This window comes from Bacteroides sp. 1001302B_160321_D4 (assembly GCF_015667765.1).
GTDB lineage: Bacteria > Bacteroidota > Bacteroidia > Bacteroidales > Bacteroidaceae > Bacteroides > Bacteroides xylanisolvens.
In genome coordinates this window covers 12,952-31,859 of the sequence record NZ_JADPLO010000055.1, presented here as the reverse complement: position 1 = coordinate 31,859, position 18,908 = coordinate 12,952, and the positions used below count along the sequence as shown (strand labels likewise).

General features: G+C 44.1%; 17 protein-coding genes. 11 read left to right on the top strand and 6 right to left on the bottom strand.

Annotation, left to right across the window (positions count from 1 at the left end):
• Positions 1-17 precede the first annotated feature (17 nt).
• Positions 18-1,202: a serine palmitoyltransferase gene (gene spt, locus KFO40_RS19075; RefSeq protein WP_004312889.1), complete on the bottom strand. Its 1,185-nt coding sequence runs from the start codon at positions 1,200-1,202 to the stop codon at positions 18-20.
• Positions 1,203-1,421: 219 nt separating this feature from the next.
• On the opposite strand from spt, the gene KFO40_RS19070 reads away from it, so the two are divergent.
• The 3 genes from KFO40_RS19070 to KFO40_RS19060 all read left to right on the top strand — a co-directional run bounded on the left by KFO40_RS19070 (position 1,422) and on the right by KFO40_RS19060 (position 4,705).
• Positions 1,422-2,447: a diacylglycerol/lipid kinase family protein gene (locus KFO40_RS19070; RefSeq protein WP_004312888.1), complete on the top strand. Its 1,026-nt coding sequence runs from the start codon at positions 1,422-1,424 to the stop codon at positions 2,445-2,447.
• Positions 2,448-2,555: 108 nt separating this feature from the next.
• On the top strand, positions 2,556-4,319 hold the full coding sequence (gene aspS, locus KFO40_RS19065) for an aspartate--tRNA ligase (protein WP_211146703.1): 1,764 nt from the start codon (positions 2,556-2,558) through the stop codon (positions 4,317-4,319).
• Positions 4,316-4,705: a GtrA family protein gene (locus KFO40_RS19060; protein WP_009041050.1), complete on the top strand. Its 390-nt coding sequence runs from the start codon at positions 4,316-4,318 to the stop codon at positions 4,703-4,705. Before aspS ends, KFO40_RS19060 begins: the two co-directional genes overlap by 4 nt.
• 294 nt (positions 4,706-4,999) lie before the next feature.
• On the opposite strand, the gene KFO40_RS19055 is transcribed toward KFO40_RS19060, so the two are convergent.
• From KFO40_RS19055 to KFO40_RS19045, 3 genes are all read right to left on the bottom strand, one after another.
• A complete protein-coding gene (locus tag KFO40_RS19055; RefSeq protein ID WP_015531126.1) occupies positions 5,000-5,884 on the bottom strand; it encodes a carbon-nitrogen hydrolase in 885 nt (294 codons plus the stop codon).
• 29 nt (positions 5,885-5,913) lie between these two features.
• Positions 5,914-7,029 (bottom strand): agmatine deiminase family protein, encoded by a 1,116-nt coding sequence (locus tag KFO40_RS19050; protein WP_151935468.1) that lies wholly within the window; start codon positions 7,027-7,029, stop codon positions 5,914-5,916.
• A gap of 87 nt (positions 7,030-7,116) precedes the next feature.
• On the bottom strand, positions 7,117-7,659 hold the full coding sequence (locus tag KFO40_RS19045) for a ferredoxin domain-containing protein (RefSeq protein ID WP_118407558.1): 543 nt from the start codon (positions 7,657-7,659) through the stop codon (positions 7,117-7,119).
• 86 nt (positions 7,660-7,745) lie between these two features.
• On the opposite strand from KFO40_RS19045, the gene KFO40_RS19040 reads away from it, so the two are divergent.
• From KFO40_RS19040 to KFO40_RS19030, 3 genes are read left to right on the top strand one after another with little or no spacing between them, the layout of a single operon-like run.
• Positions 7,746-8,366: an ATP-binding cassette domain-containing protein gene (locus tag KFO40_RS19040; protein WP_009041048.1), complete on the top strand. Its 621-nt coding sequence runs from the start codon at positions 7,746-7,748 to the stop codon at positions 8,364-8,366.
• A 51-nt stretch (positions 8,367-8,417) separates the two neighbouring features.
• Positions 8,418-9,212: an ABC transporter permease gene (locus KFO40_RS19035; protein ID WP_004312875.1), complete on the top strand. Its 795-nt coding sequence runs from the start codon at positions 8,418-8,420 to the stop codon at positions 9,210-9,212.
• Positions 9,209-9,487 carry a hypothetical protein gene (locus tag KFO40_RS19030; protein ID WP_074704652.1) on the top strand — a complete coding sequence of 93 codons (279 nt, stop codon included), beginning with the start codon at positions 9,209-9,211 and terminating at the stop codon, positions 9,485-9,487. The genes KFO40_RS19035 and KFO40_RS19030 overlap by 4 nt, the downstream gene beginning before the upstream one ends.
• A gap of 53 nt (positions 9,488-9,540) precedes the next feature.
• Here KFO40_RS19030 and KFO40_RS19025 read toward each other — a convergent pair whose 3' ends face one another.
• Together KFO40_RS19025 and KFO40_RS19020 are read right to left on the bottom strand one after the other, a co-directional pair.
• Positions 9,541-9,954: a DUF4891 domain-containing protein gene (locus tag KFO40_RS19025; protein ID WP_117685100.1), complete on the bottom strand. Its 414-nt coding sequence runs from the start codon at positions 9,952-9,954 to the stop codon at positions 9,541-9,543.
• A 232-nt stretch (positions 9,955-10,186) separates the two neighbouring features.
• Positions 10,187-10,690, bottom strand: a complete 504-nt coding sequence (locus KFO40_RS19020) for an RNA polymerase sigma factor (protein WP_117685098.1) — start codon at positions 10,688-10,690, stop codon at positions 10,187-10,189.
• A gap of 281 nt (positions 10,691-10,971) precedes the next feature.
• On the opposite strand from KFO40_RS19020, the gene KFO40_RS19015 reads away from it, so the two are divergent.
• The 5 genes from KFO40_RS19015 to KFO40_RS18995 all read left to right on the top strand — a co-directional run.
• Positions 10,972-12,066, top strand: a complete 1,095-nt coding sequence (locus KFO40_RS19015; protein WP_117685096.1) for a Nif3-like dinuclear metal center hexameric protein — start codon at positions 10,972-10,974, stop codon at positions 12,064-12,066.
• A gap of 5 nt (positions 12,067-12,071) precedes the next feature.
• On the top strand, positions 12,072-12,902 hold the full coding sequence (locus KFO40_RS19010) for a zinc ribbon domain-containing protein (protein ID WP_004312909.1): 831 nt from the start codon (positions 12,072-12,074) through the stop codon (positions 12,900-12,902).
• 219 nt (positions 12,903-13,121) lie between these two features.
• Positions 13,122-14,519: an efflux transporter outer membrane subunit gene (locus KFO40_RS19005; protein ID WP_117685094.1), complete on the top strand. Its 1,398-nt coding sequence runs from the start codon at positions 13,122-13,124 to the stop codon at positions 14,517-14,519.
• 34 nt (positions 14,520-14,553) lie between these two features.
• Positions 14,554-15,687 (top strand): efflux RND transporter periplasmic adaptor subunit, encoded by a 1,134-nt coding sequence (locus tag KFO40_RS19000; RefSeq protein ID WP_181981121.1) that lies wholly within the window; start codon positions 14,554-14,556, stop codon positions 15,685-15,687.
• 141 nt (positions 15,688-15,828) lie between these two features.
• On the top strand, positions 15,829-18,908 hold a 3,080-nt coding region (locus KFO40_RS18995; RefSeq protein ID WP_248005605.1), incomplete at its 3' end, for an efflux RND transporter permease subunit.

Below are 18,908 nucleotides of genomic sequence, written 5' to 3'. Positions count from 1 at the left end.
GATTTATTTTTCGTAGATTATAAAAGATCCAATGCTTTAAATGCCTTAACTAGCTTTTCTACAGCACGGTCTATTTGATCTTTTGTATGAGTAGCCATTAATGCTACGCGCACCAAAGTATCTTGCGGTGCACATGCCGGCGGAATAACCGGATTGATGAATACACCTTCATCAAAAGCTAATTTGGTAACCATAAACGTTTTTTCCGTGTCACGTACGTAAAGAGGGATGATAGGTGATTCTGTTGCACCGATTTCAAAGCCAGCTTCACGGAAACGTTTCAATGCATAGTTGGTAGCTTCCCACAATGCTTCAAGTCTTTCCGGTTCATTTTGGATGATGTGGAGAGCTTCGAGAGCAGATGCAGTAGCAGCCGGAGTGTTGGATGCACTGAAAATATAAGTACGTGCATTGTGACGTAACCAGTTGATGATAGAAGAATCAGCGGCGATAAATCCGCCGATAGAAGCCAGTGACTTGCTGAAAGTACCCATAATCAAATCAACCTCGTGAGTCAGACCGAAATGGTCGCAGACGCCACGTCCTTGTTTTCCGAATACGCCCAAGCCGTGAGCTTCGTCTACCATGATAGTAGCGTTGTATTTATGTTTCAAGCGTACGATTTCGGGCAAGTTTGCCAAGTCACCTTCCATAGAGAACACACCGTCCACTATGATTAGTTTCACTGAATCCGGATTGCACTTTTGAAGTTGCTTTTCCAGATCCGCCATATCGTTATGCTTATATTTTAATTGTTGAGAGAAGGAGAGACGACGGCCATCTACGATAGATGCGTGGTCGCGGTCATCGCAAATGATATAATCATTGCGGTCTGTCAAAGCAGGAATAACTCCGGAATTCACCGTAAAACCGGTTGAGAAGCAGAGCGCTTCATCTTTGCCTACAAAGGCAGCCAGTTCTTTTTCCAACTGAACGTGCAGGTCAAGCGTACCATTCAAGAAGCGCGAGCCTGCGCAACCGGAACCATATTTATGCATGGCGTTGATACCAGCTTCAATCACTCTTTCATCTCCCGTAAGGCCAGTGTATGCATTGGAACCGAACATCAACACTTCGTGTCCGCCCATTTCTACCTCTGTACCCTGCTTTCCTTCTATCTCACGGAAATATGGGTAAACGCCCTGTGCCATAAACTTTTGTGGCAGGTCGTACTTAGCTAACTTCTCTTGTAATAATCCCATGAATTATAATTTTTATACTCATACTCAGATCGTTCGCTGACGATCTTACATCCTTTTATCTTAACAAGTGTTTAAAAACAGGGGGCAAAGATAACAAAATTTGCTTTTATCTGTTCTTTTTAAGAGAAAAAAGTTGCTCTCGTATGATTAGAAACCTCTAATAGATTAAAATTTAAGATATTTATATTACTTTTGTCGTCTACAATCGACAAGAATAGCATGAACGAAAGAATGAAAAAAATAAAATTCGTCGTCAATCCTATTTCGGGAACACAAAGTAAAGAATTGATTCTTAACTTGCTGGACGAAAAAATAGACAAGGCGAGATACTCTTGGGAAGTAGTGTATACGGAAAGAGCCGGTCATGCAGTAGAAATAGCTGCCAAAGCTGCCGAAGAGAAAACAGATATAGTAGTGGCTATTGGTGGGGATGGAACGATCAATGAAATAGCTCGTTCGTTGGTGCATACTGATACCGCGCTGGGAATTATTCCCTGCGGATCGGGCAATGGACTGGCGAGGCATCTGCATATACCGATGGAGCCGAAGAGAGCATTGGAAGTGCTGAACGAAGGTTGCATGGATGTGATAGATTATGGTAAGATCAACGGTACAGATTTTTTCTGTACTTGCGGAGTGGGATTCGACGCGTTTGTCAGTCTGAAGTTTGCGCATGCCGGTAAACGGGGGCTATTGACTTATCTGGAGAAAACCCTGCAGGAAAGTCTTAAATATGAGCCGGAAACGTACGAACTGGAAACGGAAAACGGAGTCTCCAAGTATAAAGCCTTCCTGATTGCCTGCGGAAACGCGTCGCAATATGGAAACAATGCTTATATCGCACCACAAGCCACTCTGACAGATGGTTTGCTGGATGTGACCATTCTCGAACCGTTCACCGTATTGGACGTTCCTTCATTGGCCTTTCAATTATTCAATAAAACAATCGATCAGAATAGCCGTATCAAGACTTTCCGCTGCAAGCAGTTGTGCATCCGCCGGACTACTCCGGGCGTCGTGCATTTTGATGGTGACCCCATGGAAACGGATGCCAATGTAAATATTCAACTGATTCAAAGAGGATTGCGCGTGGTAGTGCCACGAGCATCGGAAAAGGACGCAGCCAATGTGCTCCAAAGAGCGCAGGAATATATGAATGGCATCAAATTGATGAATGAAGCCATCGTCGACAATATAACAGATAGAAACAAGAAAATATTGAAAAAGCTGACAAAGAAAGTCTGATAAAATAACGGATTACTGACACCGAATTACAAATTATTGCGTACTTTTGCGCAGTTTTGGTTCGATCAAAATAAAAACGCGAGTGATAATCGTTTAAATAAAAAATATATGTTTAGAACGCACACATGTGGAGAACTTAGAATCTCTGATGTAAACAAGCAAGTCACGCTGTCCGGATGGGTACAGCGCAGCCGTAAGATGGGAGGGATGACTTTCATTGACCTTCGCGACCGTTACGGAATTACCCAATTGGTTTTTAATGAAGAAATTAATGCTGAACTCTGTGAACGTGCTAATAAATTGGGACGTGAGTTCGTCATTCAAGTGACAGGAACGGTTAATGAACGTTTCAGCAAGAATGCAAACATTCCTACCGGAGACATTGAAATCATTGTTTCCGAACTGAACGTACTAAATACTGCCATGACTCCTCCGTTCACTATCGAAGATAACACGGATGGGGGGGATGATATCCGCATGAAATACCGTTATCTGGATTTACGCCGTAACGCTGTACGTTCCAATTTGGAACTGCGTCATAAAATGACAATTGAAGTTCGCAAATATCTGGATAGTCTGGGTTTCATCGAAGTGGAAACGCCCGTTTTGATCGGTTCTACTCCTGAAGGCGCACGCGACTTCGTGGTGCCGTCACGTATGAATCCGGGACAGTTCTACGCACTTCCGCAGTCTCCGCAGACCTTAAAACAGTTGTTGATGGTTTCCGGTTTCGACCGTTATTTCCAGATTGCGAAATGTTTCCGCGACGAGGACTTGCGTGCCGACCGTCAGCCGGAATTTACACAGATCGACTGTGAAATGAGCTTCGTTGAGCAAGAAGATATTATCACTACTTTCGAAGGAATGGCTAAACATTTGTTTAAGACTCTTCGTGGTGTGGAACTGAATGAACCATTCCAACGTATGTCTTGGGCGGACGCCATGAAATATTATGGTAGCGATAAACCGGATTTGCGTTTCGGCATGAAATTCGTGGAACTGATGGACGTCATGAAAGGTCACGGATTCTCTGTATTCGATAATGCGGCTTATGTGGGCGGTATCTGTGCAGAAGGTGCTGCGACTTATACCCGCAAGCAGCTGGATGCATTGACCGAATTTGTAAAGAAACCGCAGATTGGTGCGAAAGGAATGGTTTATGCCCGTGTGGAAGCCGACGGAACGGTGAAATCGAGTGTAGATAAATTCTATGCGCAGGAGGTGCTCCAGCAAATGAAAGAAGCATTCGGAGCTAAACCGGGTGATTTGATTCTGATTCTGTCTGGCGACGATGTAATGAAAACACGTAAACAACTTTGCGAGCTTCGTCTGGAAATGGGTGCTCAACTGGGATTGCGTGATAAGAATAAGTTTGTTTGCCTTTGGGTGATTGACTTCCCGATGTTCGAATGGAGCGAAGAGGAAGGACGCCTGATGGCTATGCATCATCCGTTTACTCATCCGAAAGAGGAAGATATTCCGATGTTGGACACTGACCCGGCAGCTGTACGTGCAGATGCATACGATATGGTAATCAACGGTGTGGAAGTTGGCGGCGGATCTATCCGTATCCACGATGCGAAATTGCAGGCGAAGATGTTCGAGATTCTTGGATTCACTCCGGAGAAGGCAGAGGCACAGTTTGGCTTCCTGATGAATGCCTTTAAGTATGGTGCGCCTCCTCACGGTGGTTTGGCATACGGACTCGACCGTTGGGTGTCTTTGTTTGCAGGATTGGATTCTATACGCGACTGTATTGCGTTCCCGAAAAATAATTCCGGACGTGATGTGATGTTGGACGCGCCCTCTGCAATCGACCAGAGCCAGCTTGATGAACTGAATTTGATCGTAGATTTGAAAGAGGGCGAGTGAAAGAATCTGTACGCATATTCCGTTTTATAGTCATCGGTACAATGAACGCTTTGATTATGGCGTTGGTTGTATGGTTAATGATGAAAGAAATGTCATTTGACGGCGACTATATGGTGGCTAATATAACAGCGTATCTGATAGCTCAAATCCATAACTTTATCTGGTGCAAATACTGGATATTCCCTGTAGAAAATAAAAAGAATAGTATCTGGAAACAGATACTGCTCTTTTGTTCTGCTTTTGCCGTGGCTTACACCGCACAGTTTTTATTTCTTATCTTATTGGTAGAAGGACTGGACATGAATGAATATCTGGCTCAATTTCTGGGATTGTTTATTTATGGAGGAGCTAATTTCCTAGCCAACAAGAAAATAACTTTTCAATGAAATAGTTATTAAATATAATATATAAAAAGGGCACAGAGTTTTAAATTTAGATTTTGACTCTGTGCCCTTCTTATTTCCTTATTGTAGCAGAGACATTTCCCACATAATAAATATAATAGGGACTGTCTGACAAGTCCCTATTAATAATTTCACCCACGCTATAACTATCTGTAGCGTGGGTGATTTTCAATATTTAGAATTCGTTAGACAGCTCCTTTTTTGTTGTGATATTTATAAATATCCTCTCTTATGTCTTTGGGAGTGAACTTTATTGGGGAACTTCTGCATTGAACTTTAATCGAGAAAGCGTTTGGTAAGTCCTTCGTATTCGTCAATCCGGCGATCACGGAGGAAAGGCCACCAGCGGCGGACGTTTTCCGAGCGTTCCATATCTATTTCCACTACCATGTTTTCCGGATGATCGTTTCCGGCTTGTGCCAGGAATTCTCCTTGCGGTCCTGCTACGAAACTGTTTCCCCAAAATAGGATGCCGTTTGTCTGTCCGGAAGGATCGGGCTCGTGTCCTACACGGTTGACGGAGATAACAGGAAGACCATTGGCAACGGCATGGGCACGCTGCGAAATAATCCAGGCGTTGAGTTGGCGGGCTTTTTCGTCGTCCGTGTCACTGCTTTCCCAGCCAATGGCAGTAGGATAAATTAAAAGTTCCGCACCTTTCAGTGCCATCAGGCGGGCAGCTTCCGGATACCATTGATCCCAGCATACCAGTACGCCCAGCTTTCCTAAAGAGGTTTGAATGGGTTCAAAACCGATGTCTCCGGGAGTGAAATAGAATTTTTCGTAGTAAGCCGGATCATCGGGAATATGCATTTTCCGGTATTTACCCGCAATGCTTCCGTCGCGGTCGAACACAACAGCGGTGTTATGATATAGTCCGGGGGCACGTTTCTCAAAAAGAGAGGTGACAAGGACTACTTTATTGGCGGCTGCCAACTCGGAATAAAAGCCTGTGGATGGTCCGGGAATGGGTTCAGCCAGATCAAACAGGTTGGTGTTTTCTGTTTGGCAGAAATAAAGTGAATTGTGTAACTCTTGAAGCACAATCAGTTGCGCACCGTGAGCAGCGCAAGCCTCGATACTCTTTGCGAGGTTCATCAGGTTGACCCGAATATCTGCGGTATTGGATTGTTGGATGATTCCGACTTTTATCTTTTTCATGATGAATAATTACTTGGTTGATTCATTCGTTATTTTATAACTCCCAATGGGTATTGCATGGTGACACAATGCAGGGAACCGTGTTGCTTAATCAGGGCACGGCAGTCTATTCCGATTATTTGATAGTCTGGGAATGCTTGTTGTAACACTTCTCTTGCTTTTTGGTCATTTGCCGGCTGATGGTATGTCGGGTAGAGAATAACTTCGTTCATAATCAGGAAGTTGGCGTAAGTTGCGGGCAGGCGTTCGCCGTCTTCTTCGATCTTGTCCGCCATCGGTAAGGCTAACAGGCGATAGGGTTCTCCTGCTAAGGTGCAGAATGTTTTCAGTTGTTCCTCCATTGCGAGTAATGCTTCGTAGTGTTCGTCTTCTTTGTCGTCGCATTTTACGTAAGCAATGGTGTCGGTAGAACAGAAACGTGCCAAAGTGTCGATGTGGCTGTCAGTGTCGTCACCGGCAAGATAGCCGTGGTCTAACCAAAGAACCTTTTGCAGGTGGAAGGTTGATTTCAGGTATTCTTCTATCTCTACCTGGTTCAGTCGCCCGTTCCGCTGGGGAGACAGCAGACATTCGGAGGTAGTGAGCAGTGTGCCCATTCCGTCGCTTTCGATGGAGCCTCCTTCGAGAACGAAATCGAGGCGGTCTATATACTGGCCTTTCAAGGCTCCGGCTTCTACCGCTTGTTTGGTGATTTGATTATCCAGTTCGGAAGCAAATTTCAGTCCCCAGCCGTTGAATGTAAAGTCGAGCAGGGAAGGGGTGCCGGTGTCTATCATGGTGATGGCTCCGTGGTCGCGTGCCCATGTGTCATTGGTGGCACATTCCAGAAAGCGGACGTTGTTCATGTTGACGGTAGCGGCTATCTGTTTTTTCACTTCTTCCGGTTCGGGGGTGACAATCAATAGTAACTCTCGCTTCGCTATTTCCCTGGCTATGTTTATAAAACACTCTTGCACTTCTGCCAGCATGTATGCCCAGTCTGTACCGGCGTGTGGCCATGTCAACTGTATACCACTCTGCGTATGCCATTCGGCGGGCAAATGAGGGGCTCTCATTTCTACCTGCACGGTCATGTTTTTGCCGAAATTCAATTGCAAATCTTTCTCCGAGCCACTTGGGCTGGGAAGTCCAACCATGATTCCCATTAGACTATTATCTATTTGGTTATTTATAAAATCAGTTTATTGTCTGCGTCAGTCGTCAGTGTGCCTGTTACGCATCATTACGTATTATTATGAATTCGTTTCTTGCTTTGGCTTCCGGTCAAAGAACGGATTCTTAGAAGATGCACTTACAGGAATGGCCATTACCATCTTGCAGTCTTTCAGCCAGTTCAGGCGTTGTGCTGCCAGCCCGGCGGAGAACATCACACGTGTGTCTACACGCAAATCGGCTGCCATAGCACAGGCGGAACCTATGGCGATACCTACGTCTATGCTGTTCAATGCGCAGGGAACTCCTCCGGTACGTCCGTCGCAGGTGGTGAAGCCGCAATGACCGCAGTTTAAGCCTTGTGTCTGCTCGCGTGTTCCTATCAATACAACACATTCGGCACTTAAGATGTTGTCGGCATCACGAAGGAAAAATTTCATTCCGTGTTCTTCTACCATAGCTATCATAGTGTCCGATAGTTGTTTAATCTCTTCATCCGTGATTAGGGCCACTTCGATAATATCGATTCCTTTTCCTTTCGGAGCAGTACGCGCAGCCGTCATCATCTGGCGGGCTACTTGTAATACATGCTCATGACGGGCATCTCTTTCGTTCAGTATCATAACTTTTCTTGAATTAATTAGTGAGGCAAAGATAACGTTTTTCAAGAAAATAGTACCTTTGCCGGAGAGAAAGAATTAAAAACGCTATGCTACATATTAATAACGCCTGTATTGCTTTTGGTACGGAAGTGCTTTTCTCCGGTTTTAATATGAAACTGGAAAGGGGAGAGACAGCCTGTATCGTAGGGCAATCCGGTTGTGGAAAAACTTCGTTGCTGAATGCGGTGATGGGGTTTGTACCTTTGAAAGAAGGATCTGTGCGGGTAGGGGAAACATTGCTTGATAGATCAACCATCGATAGTGTCCGTAGGCAGATTGCATGGATTCCCCAGGAATTGGCATTGCCTTTCGAATGGGTGAAAGAGATGGTAGCTCTCCCGTTCGGACTGAAAGTGAACCGTTCTGTCCCTTTTTCGGAAGAAAGGCTTTTTGCCTGTTTTGATGAATTGGGACTGGAACATGAATTATATACCAAGAGAGTGAATGAAGTGTCGGGCGGTCAGCGTCAACGCATCATGCTTGCTGTAGCCGCTATGCTCAATAAACCTCTGATTATTATAGACGAACCTACTTCTGCTTTGGATGCCGATTCGACCGGTAGGGTCTTGTCTTTCTTCCGGCGACAGGCGGAAAGGGGAACAGCAGTGCTGGCCGTATCGCATGATAAGGATTTTGCTTCGGGTTGTCATTATTTAATAGAATTGTAACGATTGGAGAGAACGCTAACACGAATCGGATAGAATTGTTAAGAATACACTGTGGGAACGATTGATATATCATATTATAATCTTTTTATAGGCTTGCTTCTGCTTGCCATCCCGTTCTTTTATCTTTGGAAGTTTAAAACGGGACTACTGAAACCTGCCCTGATTGGTACAGTACGGATGATTATCCAACTGTTCTTTATCGGCATGTATCTGAAATATCTCTTTTTATGGAACAATCCCTGGATTAACTTCCTTTGGGTGATAATTATGATATTCGTAGCCGGACAGACAGCACTGGTGCGTACCCAGTTGAAACATCGTATCTTATTAATCCCTATTACGGTAGGATTTCTTTGTAGTGTTGTACTGGTAGGCTTGTACTTTATCGGTATTGTTCTTCAATTGGACAATATATTTAGCGCCCAATACTTTATTCCGATATTCGGTATCCTGATGGGTAATATGCTTTCGAGCAATGTGATAGCTTTGAATACGTATTATAGCGGATTAAAACGTGAGCAACAGTTGTACCGTTATTTACTGGGGAACGGAGCAACAAGGCAGGAAGCGCAGGCTCCATTTATCCGACAGGCCATTATTAAATCCTTCAGTCCGCTGATTGCGAACATTTCCGTGATGGGATTGGTTGCTCTTCCCGGCACAATGATCGGACAAATTCTGGGAGGAAGCAGTCCGAATGTTGCCATCAAGTATCAGATGATGATTATGGTGATTACTTTTACGGCATCTATGCTGTCGCTGATGATTACTATTTCATTGGCTTCACGCCGATCTTTTGACGCATATGGGAAATTATTAGAGGTAACCAAAGAACCCCGAAAATGACAATTACCGATCAGATATTCCGTAAAGTGGCTGAAACTTCTATTCCGCATTTTTTTATAACAGTGGAGTTTTCGGCATCCGGCACTGAAATGCCGGAACATATCGAATCGTTCCTGCGGGAAAAGCACAAAGCAATTCTTCGTGGAGCCAGCGGGCGTAAATTTATCTATAAAGAAGGAGAGTGGCGGCTTATTTTCACTTTCTTTCCTACCGACAGGGTGGTAGACGAGCGGTATGCGCTGAAAAACAAAGTACAGATGAAAAGCGAAAGATAGACGCTAAGACAACGGGTTATCTTTGCTTTTAGCTCCGGTTGTGAGCACATTGATTACTTGCCTTTCAACATTCCCCATAAGCAGCGAAGCTGCACGAATTGTTCTCCGGGTTGCACATACCCGCCTTCAAACATCTTTTCCGACACTTTAAATTTGGAAAGATGATGGCGTATGTACGTCTCTACAGCCGGGGATTGTTTTTTGACGAATGACATCAAATCGACCTTTCCATCTTCACGAATGAGAACATGGGCTTTGATGGTACGAAAGCCGTACTCTTTGCAGTGTTTGGTTTCTGCTTTATCAATCCAGAAGATAGCAGTAGCTTTGACCGTATCTGCCGTGCAATCTTCGGCATTGTCAATTTCTGTAGACTCGGTTACAGCCGTTTCCGTATTATCACTCTTTTTGAGTTGACAGGAGGTCGTCACAACTATCAGCAACAGTAGAGTCAGAATTGTTTTCATCGTATTTATTATTTAGTGGAAGTAAAAATACAGATTTTCAATAAATAACGGAAGTTTTACGCAGAATTTTATAATTAGTTTTTATTCCGGCATTGATTTTTATCCATATTTGTCCGATGAAAACAGGCAAAAGGCAAAAAGAATATACACTCTCTTTGCCTTTTGCCTATTGATAAAACTGAAAAATGAAATCAATTGTTTAATCTGAAACTGATGTAGATATAGTTAGGGTTTAGCGGAAGTCTTTCAGTTCTTCCTGTAATTTCTGGCGCGTGAAGAAGATACGGCTCTTTACAGTGCCCAACGGAAGATTCAGTTTTTCTGCAATTTCGCGGTATTTGAATCCGGAAACGTGCATGGCGAACGGAATTCTGTATTCTTTCGGAAGAGCATTGACTACGCGGTGCATCTCTTTCAGGTCGTATGTCTTTTCCGTACTTTCAAACCCTGCGTCTTGCGGTAAATTAAGATGGTAGAGATTGTCTGTATGGTCAATAAATGTCTGGTCACGAACTACCTTGCGATAGTTATTGATAAAGATATTGCGCATGATGGTATACATCCATCCTTTGAAATTTGTATCAGGTGTATATTTTTCTTCGTTATCTAATGCTTTTAATGAGGTTTCCTGCAGCAAATCGTTCGCTTCTTCGCGGTCTGTTGTCAGTTTGTATGCGAAACGTAGTAGTTCTTCCTGAACGCCTACCAAGTCTTTTCTGAAGCTTAAACTTTTCATATGTGTTGTTTTTAAAATGTGAGTATTCGTTGTTAAAATTTTGATGTTGCAAGTTTAAGGTATTTTGTCGATCCCGCTGGGGGAGAATCCGACGGAATTTAGGGGAATTTCTATCATCGGATAGTTTTTAGGTCTTATTTGATAGTTTTCGGGTGGTATTTGATATCTTTTTACGGTGGTCTCAAGAAAACGGATAACGATAAATTCTCTAAAAAACGACCGTTTAGTATGATTATTCCTTTTTTATTTATTATATTTGCAACCAAATTTTCTACCAAATAATGAAAATTAAGCAAATAGTAAGCGCCCTTGAACGATTCGCGCCTCTGCCATTGCAAGACGGCTTTGATAATGCCGGCCTGCAAATCGGATTGACAGAAGCGGAAGCAACAGGGGCTTTGTTGTGTCTTGACGTTACTGAAGCCGTGTTGGATGAAGCGATCGCGTTGGGTTACAATCTCATTATATCTCATCATCCGCTGATTTTTAAAGGGTCTAAATCCATTACGGGCAAGGATTATGTGGAACGCTGTATATTGAAAGCAATAAAGAATGATATTGTGATCTATTCGGCGCATACCAATCTGGATAATGCACAAGGTGGAGTCAATTATAAGATAGCCGAAAAAATCGGATTGAAGAATTTGAAAGTGCTTGAGCCGAAAGAGAATAACTTGGTTAAGTTGGTGACGTTTGTCCCTTACGCACAAGCTGACGCGGTACGCGAAGCACTGTTTGCTGCCGGATGCGGAAATATAGGCGACTATGATTCATGCAGTTATAATCTGAAAGGAGAGGGAACTTTCCGGGCAAAAGAGGGAACGCATCCTTTCTGTGGAATAATTGGAGAACTGCACCACGAAGAGGAGGTGAGGATTGAAACGATTCTTCCTTCCTTTAAAAAGGCGGAAACCATCAAGGCTTTATTGGCTGCCCATCCATATGAGGAACCGGCATTCGACATTTATCCGTTATTGAACGACTGGCTGCAGGCGGGATCGGGAATTGTCGGTGAATTGGATGAATCGGAGACAGAGCTCGAATTTTTGAAACGCATCAAAAAGACATTCGAAGTGGGATGTTTGCGTCACAACAAGCTGAAGGGAAGAGAGATACAGAGAGTGGCATTGTGCGGCGGTGCAGGTGCATTTTTGCTTCCACAGGCAATCCGGTCGGGAGCGGATGTTTTTATTACCGGCGAAATTAAATATCATGATTATTTCGGTCATGAAGAAGATATTCTGATGGCAGAGATTGGTCATTACGAAAGCGAACAATATACAAAAGAAATTTTTTATTCCATAATCCGGGATTTATTTCCTAATTTTGCACTCCAATTGAGTAAAATAAATACGAATCCCATAAAATATTTATAAGTAAAATGGCTAGAGAAGCAAAAAAAGATCCGAATGAGTTGACGGTAGAACAGAAACTGAAGACACTGTTCCAACTGCAAACGATGTTGTCTAAGATTGATGAAATCAAGACATTGAGAGGTGAACTTCCGTTGGAAGTGCAAGACCTTGAAGATGAAATTGCCGGTTTGAGTACCCGTATCGACAAGATCAAAGCTGAAGTGGATGAACTGAAATCTGCTATTGCCGGCAAGAGAGTAGAAATTGAAACAGCAAAGGCTTCAGTAGAAAAATATAAGTCACAACAAGACAATGTTCGCAACAACCGTGAATATGACTTCTTGACGAAGGAAATCGAATTCCAGACATTGGAGATCGAACTTTGCGAAAAGAGAATCAAAGAATATTCTGCTGATAAAGAAGAAAAAGAGGCTGAAGTGACCAAGAACGATCAGATTCTTAACGAAAGAATGAAAGACCTGGAGCAGAAAAAGAGCGAACTGGATGAAATTATCTCTGAAACCAAACAGGAAGAAGAGAAATTGAGAGACAAAGCTAAAGACTTGGAAACTAAGATTGAACCACGTCTGTTGCAGTCTTTCAAACGTATCCGAAAGAACTCTCGTAACGGATTGGGTATTGTGTATGTACAACGTGACGCATGTGGTGGTTGCTTTAACAAGATTCCGCCCCAGAGACAGCTGGATATCCGCTCTCGTAAGAAAGTAATCGTTTGCGAATACTGCGGACGTATTATGATTGACCCGGAATTGGCTGGTGTACAAATCGAACACAAGGTGGAAGAAGCTCCGGCAACTACTACCAAAAGAGCTATCAGAAGAAAAACTGCTGAATAAAGAAAGCAGTGAAGTAGTAAGTAAAGTTACTATTTTGAGATATAAAGTAAGCCCTGCAGCAATGCGGGGCTTTTTTGTTTTAGTGAGTGCCCGTATAAAGGGAAATCGAATACTTCAAAATAATATTGCGTCGCGTGGGAGTTTTACTCCAATTTTACTCCGGTAAACAAACTTACCCTTTAGTTGTTATCTTTTCATTTCATAAAAACCTGAACTGATATGAGTATACGAGTGTGGGGCACATCGCTCCTTATGTTTCTTTCAACTGTAACTGCGGTTGGACAGACTGCAAACCGTTATTTGAAAGCTCCGCTCCCTAACGATTGGGAAGAGAGCGGGGAAGTGTTTCAACAGATACTTCCGGTGGATGACCATTGGTGGAAGTCATTCCAAGACGCCAAACTGGACTCTTTGATAGCTCTGGCAGTAGATCGTAATTATTCCGTTGCGATGGCAATCAACCGTATAGCCGCTGCCCGTGCCAATCTTTGGATAGAACGTAGTAATTTCTTTCCTTCCATCGGACTGAATGCAGGGTGGACCCGTCAGGAAACAAGTGGAAATACCAGTTCGCTGCCTCAAACAACGGATCATTATTATGATGCTTCGCTAAGTATGAGTTGGGAGCTGGATATCTTTGGCAGTATCCGCAAGCGGGTAAAAGCACAGAAAGAGAATTTTGCCGCCAGTAAGGAAGAGTACACAGGTGTTATGGTTTCGTTGGCTGCGGAGGTAGCCTCGGCCTATATCAATCTAAGGGAATTGCAACAAGAACTTGAGGTGGTGAAGAAAAACAGTGCTTCGCAGGAGGAAGTTTTGAAAATCACGGAAGTACGCTATAATACCGGACTTGTTGCCAAGCTCGATGTGGCACAGGCTAAGTCTGTGTTGTATAATACGAAAGCCTCCATTCCTCAACTGGAAGCGGGTATCAATCAGTATATAACGACATTGGCCGTTTTATTGGGAATGTATCCGCAGGATATTCGTCCGGTTCTCGAATCCGGCGGAACACTGCCCGATTACATGGAACCGATCGGAGTGGGGCTACCTGTCGATTTGTTATTGAGACGGCCTGATGTACGAGGTGCGGAATTGAGCGTGAATGCACAAGCGGCATTGCTGGGAGCCTCAAAAGCGGATTGGTTGCCGAAAGTTTTCTTGAAAGGATCATTTGGGTATGCCGCCCGTGATTTGAAGGATCTCACCAAAAGTAAAAGTATGACTTATGAAATCGCTCCGTCATTGAGCTGGACTATTTTCAACGGAGGACAGTTGGTGAACGCAACCCAACTGGCAAAAGCGCAACTGGATGAAGCGATCAATCAGTTTAACCAGACGGTTTTGACTGCCGTACAGGAGACTGACAACGCTATGAATGGCTACCGGAATTCAATCAAACAGATTGTCGCCCTGCGGGAAGTGCGTAATCAAGGGATTGAGACATTGAAACTTTCACTGGAACTGTACAAGCAGGGGCTCTCGCCTTTCCAAAACGTACTCGATGCGCAACGTTCTCTGTTATCTTACGAGAATCAGCTGGTACAGGCACAAGGGAGTTCACTTTTGCAACTGATAGCCCTTTACAAGGCTTTGGGAGGCGGTTGGAGAGAATAAAAAAATCAATCAAAAAATATATAACCTAACAGATATGAAAAAACTGATGTATATCTTTCTTGCACTGCCTATATTGACAGGTTGCAAGGAGAAGAAAAGTACAGGAGCGATGGGAGGTATGCCCACTCCGGAAATTAGCGTGACCAAACCCATAGTGGAGGATATTACTTTGACGAAAGATTACCCGGGTTATCTGACAACTGAAAAAACGGTGAATCTTGTGGCCCGAGTGAACGGAACCTTGCAGTCTACCTCGTATGTCCCTGGCGGACGAGTGAAACAGGGACAACTGCTGTTTGTCATTGAACCTACTTTGTATAAAGACAAGGTGGAGCAGGCAGAAGCAGAACTGAAAACCGCCCAGGCTCAACTGGAATATGCCCGTAATAATTATAGCCGTATGAAAGAGGCTGTAAAGAGTGATGCTGTCAGTCAGATACAGGTGCTTCAGGCTGAATCGTCTGTGGCAGAAGGGGTTGCAGCTGTCAGCAATGCGGAAGCTGCTTTGAGCACCGCCCGTACAAACTTGGGATATTGTTATGTTCGTGCGCCGTTTGATGGCACTATCAGTAAGGCGACGGTGGATGTAGGAAGTTATGTCGGCGGCTCGTTGCAGCCGGTTACATTGGCTACTATTTATAAGGATAATCAGATGTATGCTTACTTCAATGTAGCTGATAATCAATGGTTGACGATGGCTATGGATAACCAGCAATTACCTGCCAATCTTCCGCAGAAAATAATGGTTCAACTGGGAAAGGAGGGAACTGAAACTTATCCGGCTGCCCTCGACTATCTTTCACCCAATGTAGATTTGAATACAGGAACGCTGACGGTTCGTGCCAATTTTGATAATCCGAAAGGGATATTGAAGAGTGGGTTGTATGTAAGCATTACTTTACCTTATGGAGAAGCTAAAAATGCGGTGCTGGTGAAAGAAGGTTCTATCGGGACCGATCAGTTGGGCAAATATTTATATGTTGTAAATGATTCGAATATAGTTCATTACCGGCATATTGAAATAGGGCAGTTGGTCGACGGCACTTTACGGCAGATAGTGGGAGGACTTTCTCCGCAAGAACAGTATGTCACAGAGGCTTTGATGAAAGTCAGAGACGGAATGAAGATAAAGCCTCTTCCTGATTCTCTTCCTAAGAGAGAAAAGTAAAGTCTCTTTGCTAACTGATTGACTAACAACTGAAATCAATAAAGGTGATGTACTTAAAACCGATTAATTAACAAAAGTAACTTTCTTGCTCCTTCTCTTTGGGAGAAGGCTGTGGAGAGGCTGCTTTTAAACCTATATATTATGTTTTCTAAGTTTTTTATCAACCGACCGATATTTGCTACTGTCCTTGCCCTGCTTATTGTAGTAGCCGGTCTGGTCACACTCAATATATTGCCTGTGGCGCAATTTCCGGAGATCACGCCGCCAACAGTGCAGGTCTCTGCCGTTTATCCCGGGGCAAATGCTGAAACTGTTGCCCAAACAGTGGGTATTCCTATCGAACAGCAGGTGAATGGTGTAGATGGTATGCTTTATATGTCTTCCAATTCTTCCTCTTCGGGAGCGTATTCTCTGACCATTACATTCGCTGTCGGTACGGACATCGATATGGCAACTGTGCAGGTACAAAACAGGGTAAGTATCGCGCAGTCATCACTGCCGGAACCGGTAGTTGTGCAAGGAGTCACTGTGCAGAAACAGTCTTCAAACATTGTGATGTTCCTGACAATGACTTCGCAGGATTCTGTATACAATAGCCTGTATCTGACTAATTATGCCAAACTGAATTTAGTAGACCAGCTGACACGTGTGCCCGGAGTGGGTGCTGTGAATGTTATGGGAGCGGGGGACTATTCGATGCGCATCTGGCTCGATCCGGAGGCTATGCGTATACGGAATATTTCACCGCAACAGGTTTATCAGTCTATCCAGTCGCAGAATGTGGAAGTATCTGCCGGATATATCGGTCAACCTATCGGGCAGGATAATAATAATGCTTTTCAGTATACATTGAATGTCCAGGGACGATTGAAATCTCCAGAACAGTTCGGCGATATTATTATCCGCCGCGAACAGAACGGAGCGATGCTTCGCCTGAAGGATATTGCACGCATCGATTTGGGTTCTGCGTCATATAGCGTAGTGTCACGATTGAATGGAAAACCTACGGCTGCCATTGCTATTTACCAGCAACCGGGTTCCAATTCGCTGGATGTCTCCAAAGGAGTGAAGGCTAAAATGGAGGAATTGGCGGCAAGTTTTCCGAAAGGAGTTTCGTATAATGTCACTTTGGATACGACCGATGTGATCCATGCTTCTATTGATGAAGTGATGGTCACATTCTTTGAAACGACTTTGCTGGTGATTCTCGTTATTTTCCTGTTCTTGCAGAATTGGAGGGCTGTGATTATTCCTTGTATTACCATCCCGGTATCGTTGATTGGTACATTTGCTGTGATGGCGGCATTTGGTTTCTCTATCAACACACTGACGTTGTTCGGGCTGATTCTGGCAGTTGCCATTGTGGTGGATGACGCGATAGTGGTGGTGGAGAATGCTTCGAGGTTACTGGAAACCGGGCAGTACTCCCCCCGCGAAGCGGTGACGAAAGCGATGGGAGAGATTACAGGTCCGATTGTCGGGGTAGTGCTTGTATTGCTGGCTGTGTTTATTCCAACGATGATGATTAGTGGAATTTCGGGGCAGTTGTATAAGCAGTTTGCATTGACTATTGCTGCTTCTACTGTGTTGAGCGGTTTTAATTCGTTGACATTGACTCCTGCGCTCTGTGCGTTGTTTCTTGAAAAGAGCAAACCTTCTAACTTCTTTATATACAAAGGTTTCAATAAGGCTTATGACAAGACACAAGGAGTGTATGACAAGATTGTCAAATGGTTACTTCAACGTCCCGGAATGGCTCTTGTTTCCTACGGTGCCTTGACTGTTATTGCTGTATTGCTCTTTATGCATTGGCCGTCTACTTTCATTCCGGACGAGGATGACGGATATTTTATTGCTGTTGTTCAACTTCCGCCTGCAGCCAGCCTTGAACGTACGCAGGCAGTGGGAGATAAGGTTAATGCAATTCTGGATTCTTATCCTGAAGTGAAGAATTATATTGGCATTTCCGGCTTCTCGATAATGGGTGGCGGCGAGCAGAGCAACTCGGCAACTTATTTTGTGGTACTGAAAAACTGGGATGAAAGGAAAGGGAAGGAGCATACGGCTGCTGCCGTAGTCAACCGTTTTAATGGTGAAGCGTATATGACTATTCAGGCTGCGGAAGTATTTGCGATGGTTCCTCCGGCTATTCCGGGACTGGGTGCTTCCGGCGGTTTGCAACTTCAGTTGGAAGACCGGCGTAACCTGGGACCGACGGAAATGCAACAAGCTATCAATGCGTTGCTTGCTTCTTATCATTCTAAGCCAGCTTTAGAATCTGTGTCCAGTCAGTATCAGGCAAATGTTCCGCAGTATTTCTTGAATATTGATCGTGATAAAGTGCAGTTTATGGGGATTGCCTTGAATGATGTTTTCTCTACATTGGGCTATTATATGGGAGCGGCTTATGTGAATGACTTTGTTGAATTCGGCCGTATCTATCAGGTAAAGATTGAGGCACGGGATCAGGCACAGCGCGTGATTGATGATGTCTTGAAACTAAGTGTGCCGAATGCGGCAGGAGAGATGGTACCTTTTTCTTCTTTCACCAAAGTGGAGGAACAGTTAGGACAGGATCAAATAAACCGTTATAATATGTACTCGACTGCTTCTCTGACTTGTAATGTTGCTCCGGGAAGTAGCACCGGGCAGGCCATACAGGAAGTGGAAGCATTATTTAAGGAACAGCTGGGAGATGAGTTTGGATATGAATGGACTTCTGTGGCTTATCAGGAAACACAGGCAGGAAATACAACTACCATTGTACTCGTGATGGCTCTAATTGTTGCTTTCCTGGTACTTGCTGCACAGTATGAGAGTTGGACCAGCCCGGTGGCAGCCGTTATCGGATTGCCGGTCGCATTATTGGGTGCTATGATTGGCTGTCTGATTATGGGAACTCCGGTCAGTATTTATACGCAAATCGGTATCATTCTGCTCATTGCGCTTTCGGCAAAGAATGGTATTTTGATTGTGGAATTTGCCCGTGATTTCCGTGCCGAAGGTAATTCGATTCGGGAAGCTGCTTTTGAAGCGGGACATGTCCGCTTGCGTCCGATCCTGATGACATCTTTTGCTTTTGTACTAGGAGTGATGCCGTTGTTGTTCGCCACCGGTGCAGGTGCACAAAGTCGTATAGCATTGGGGGCCGCTGTTGTGTTCGGTATGGCTATGAATACTTTATTGGCTACCATTTATATTCCTAATTTTTACGAATTGAT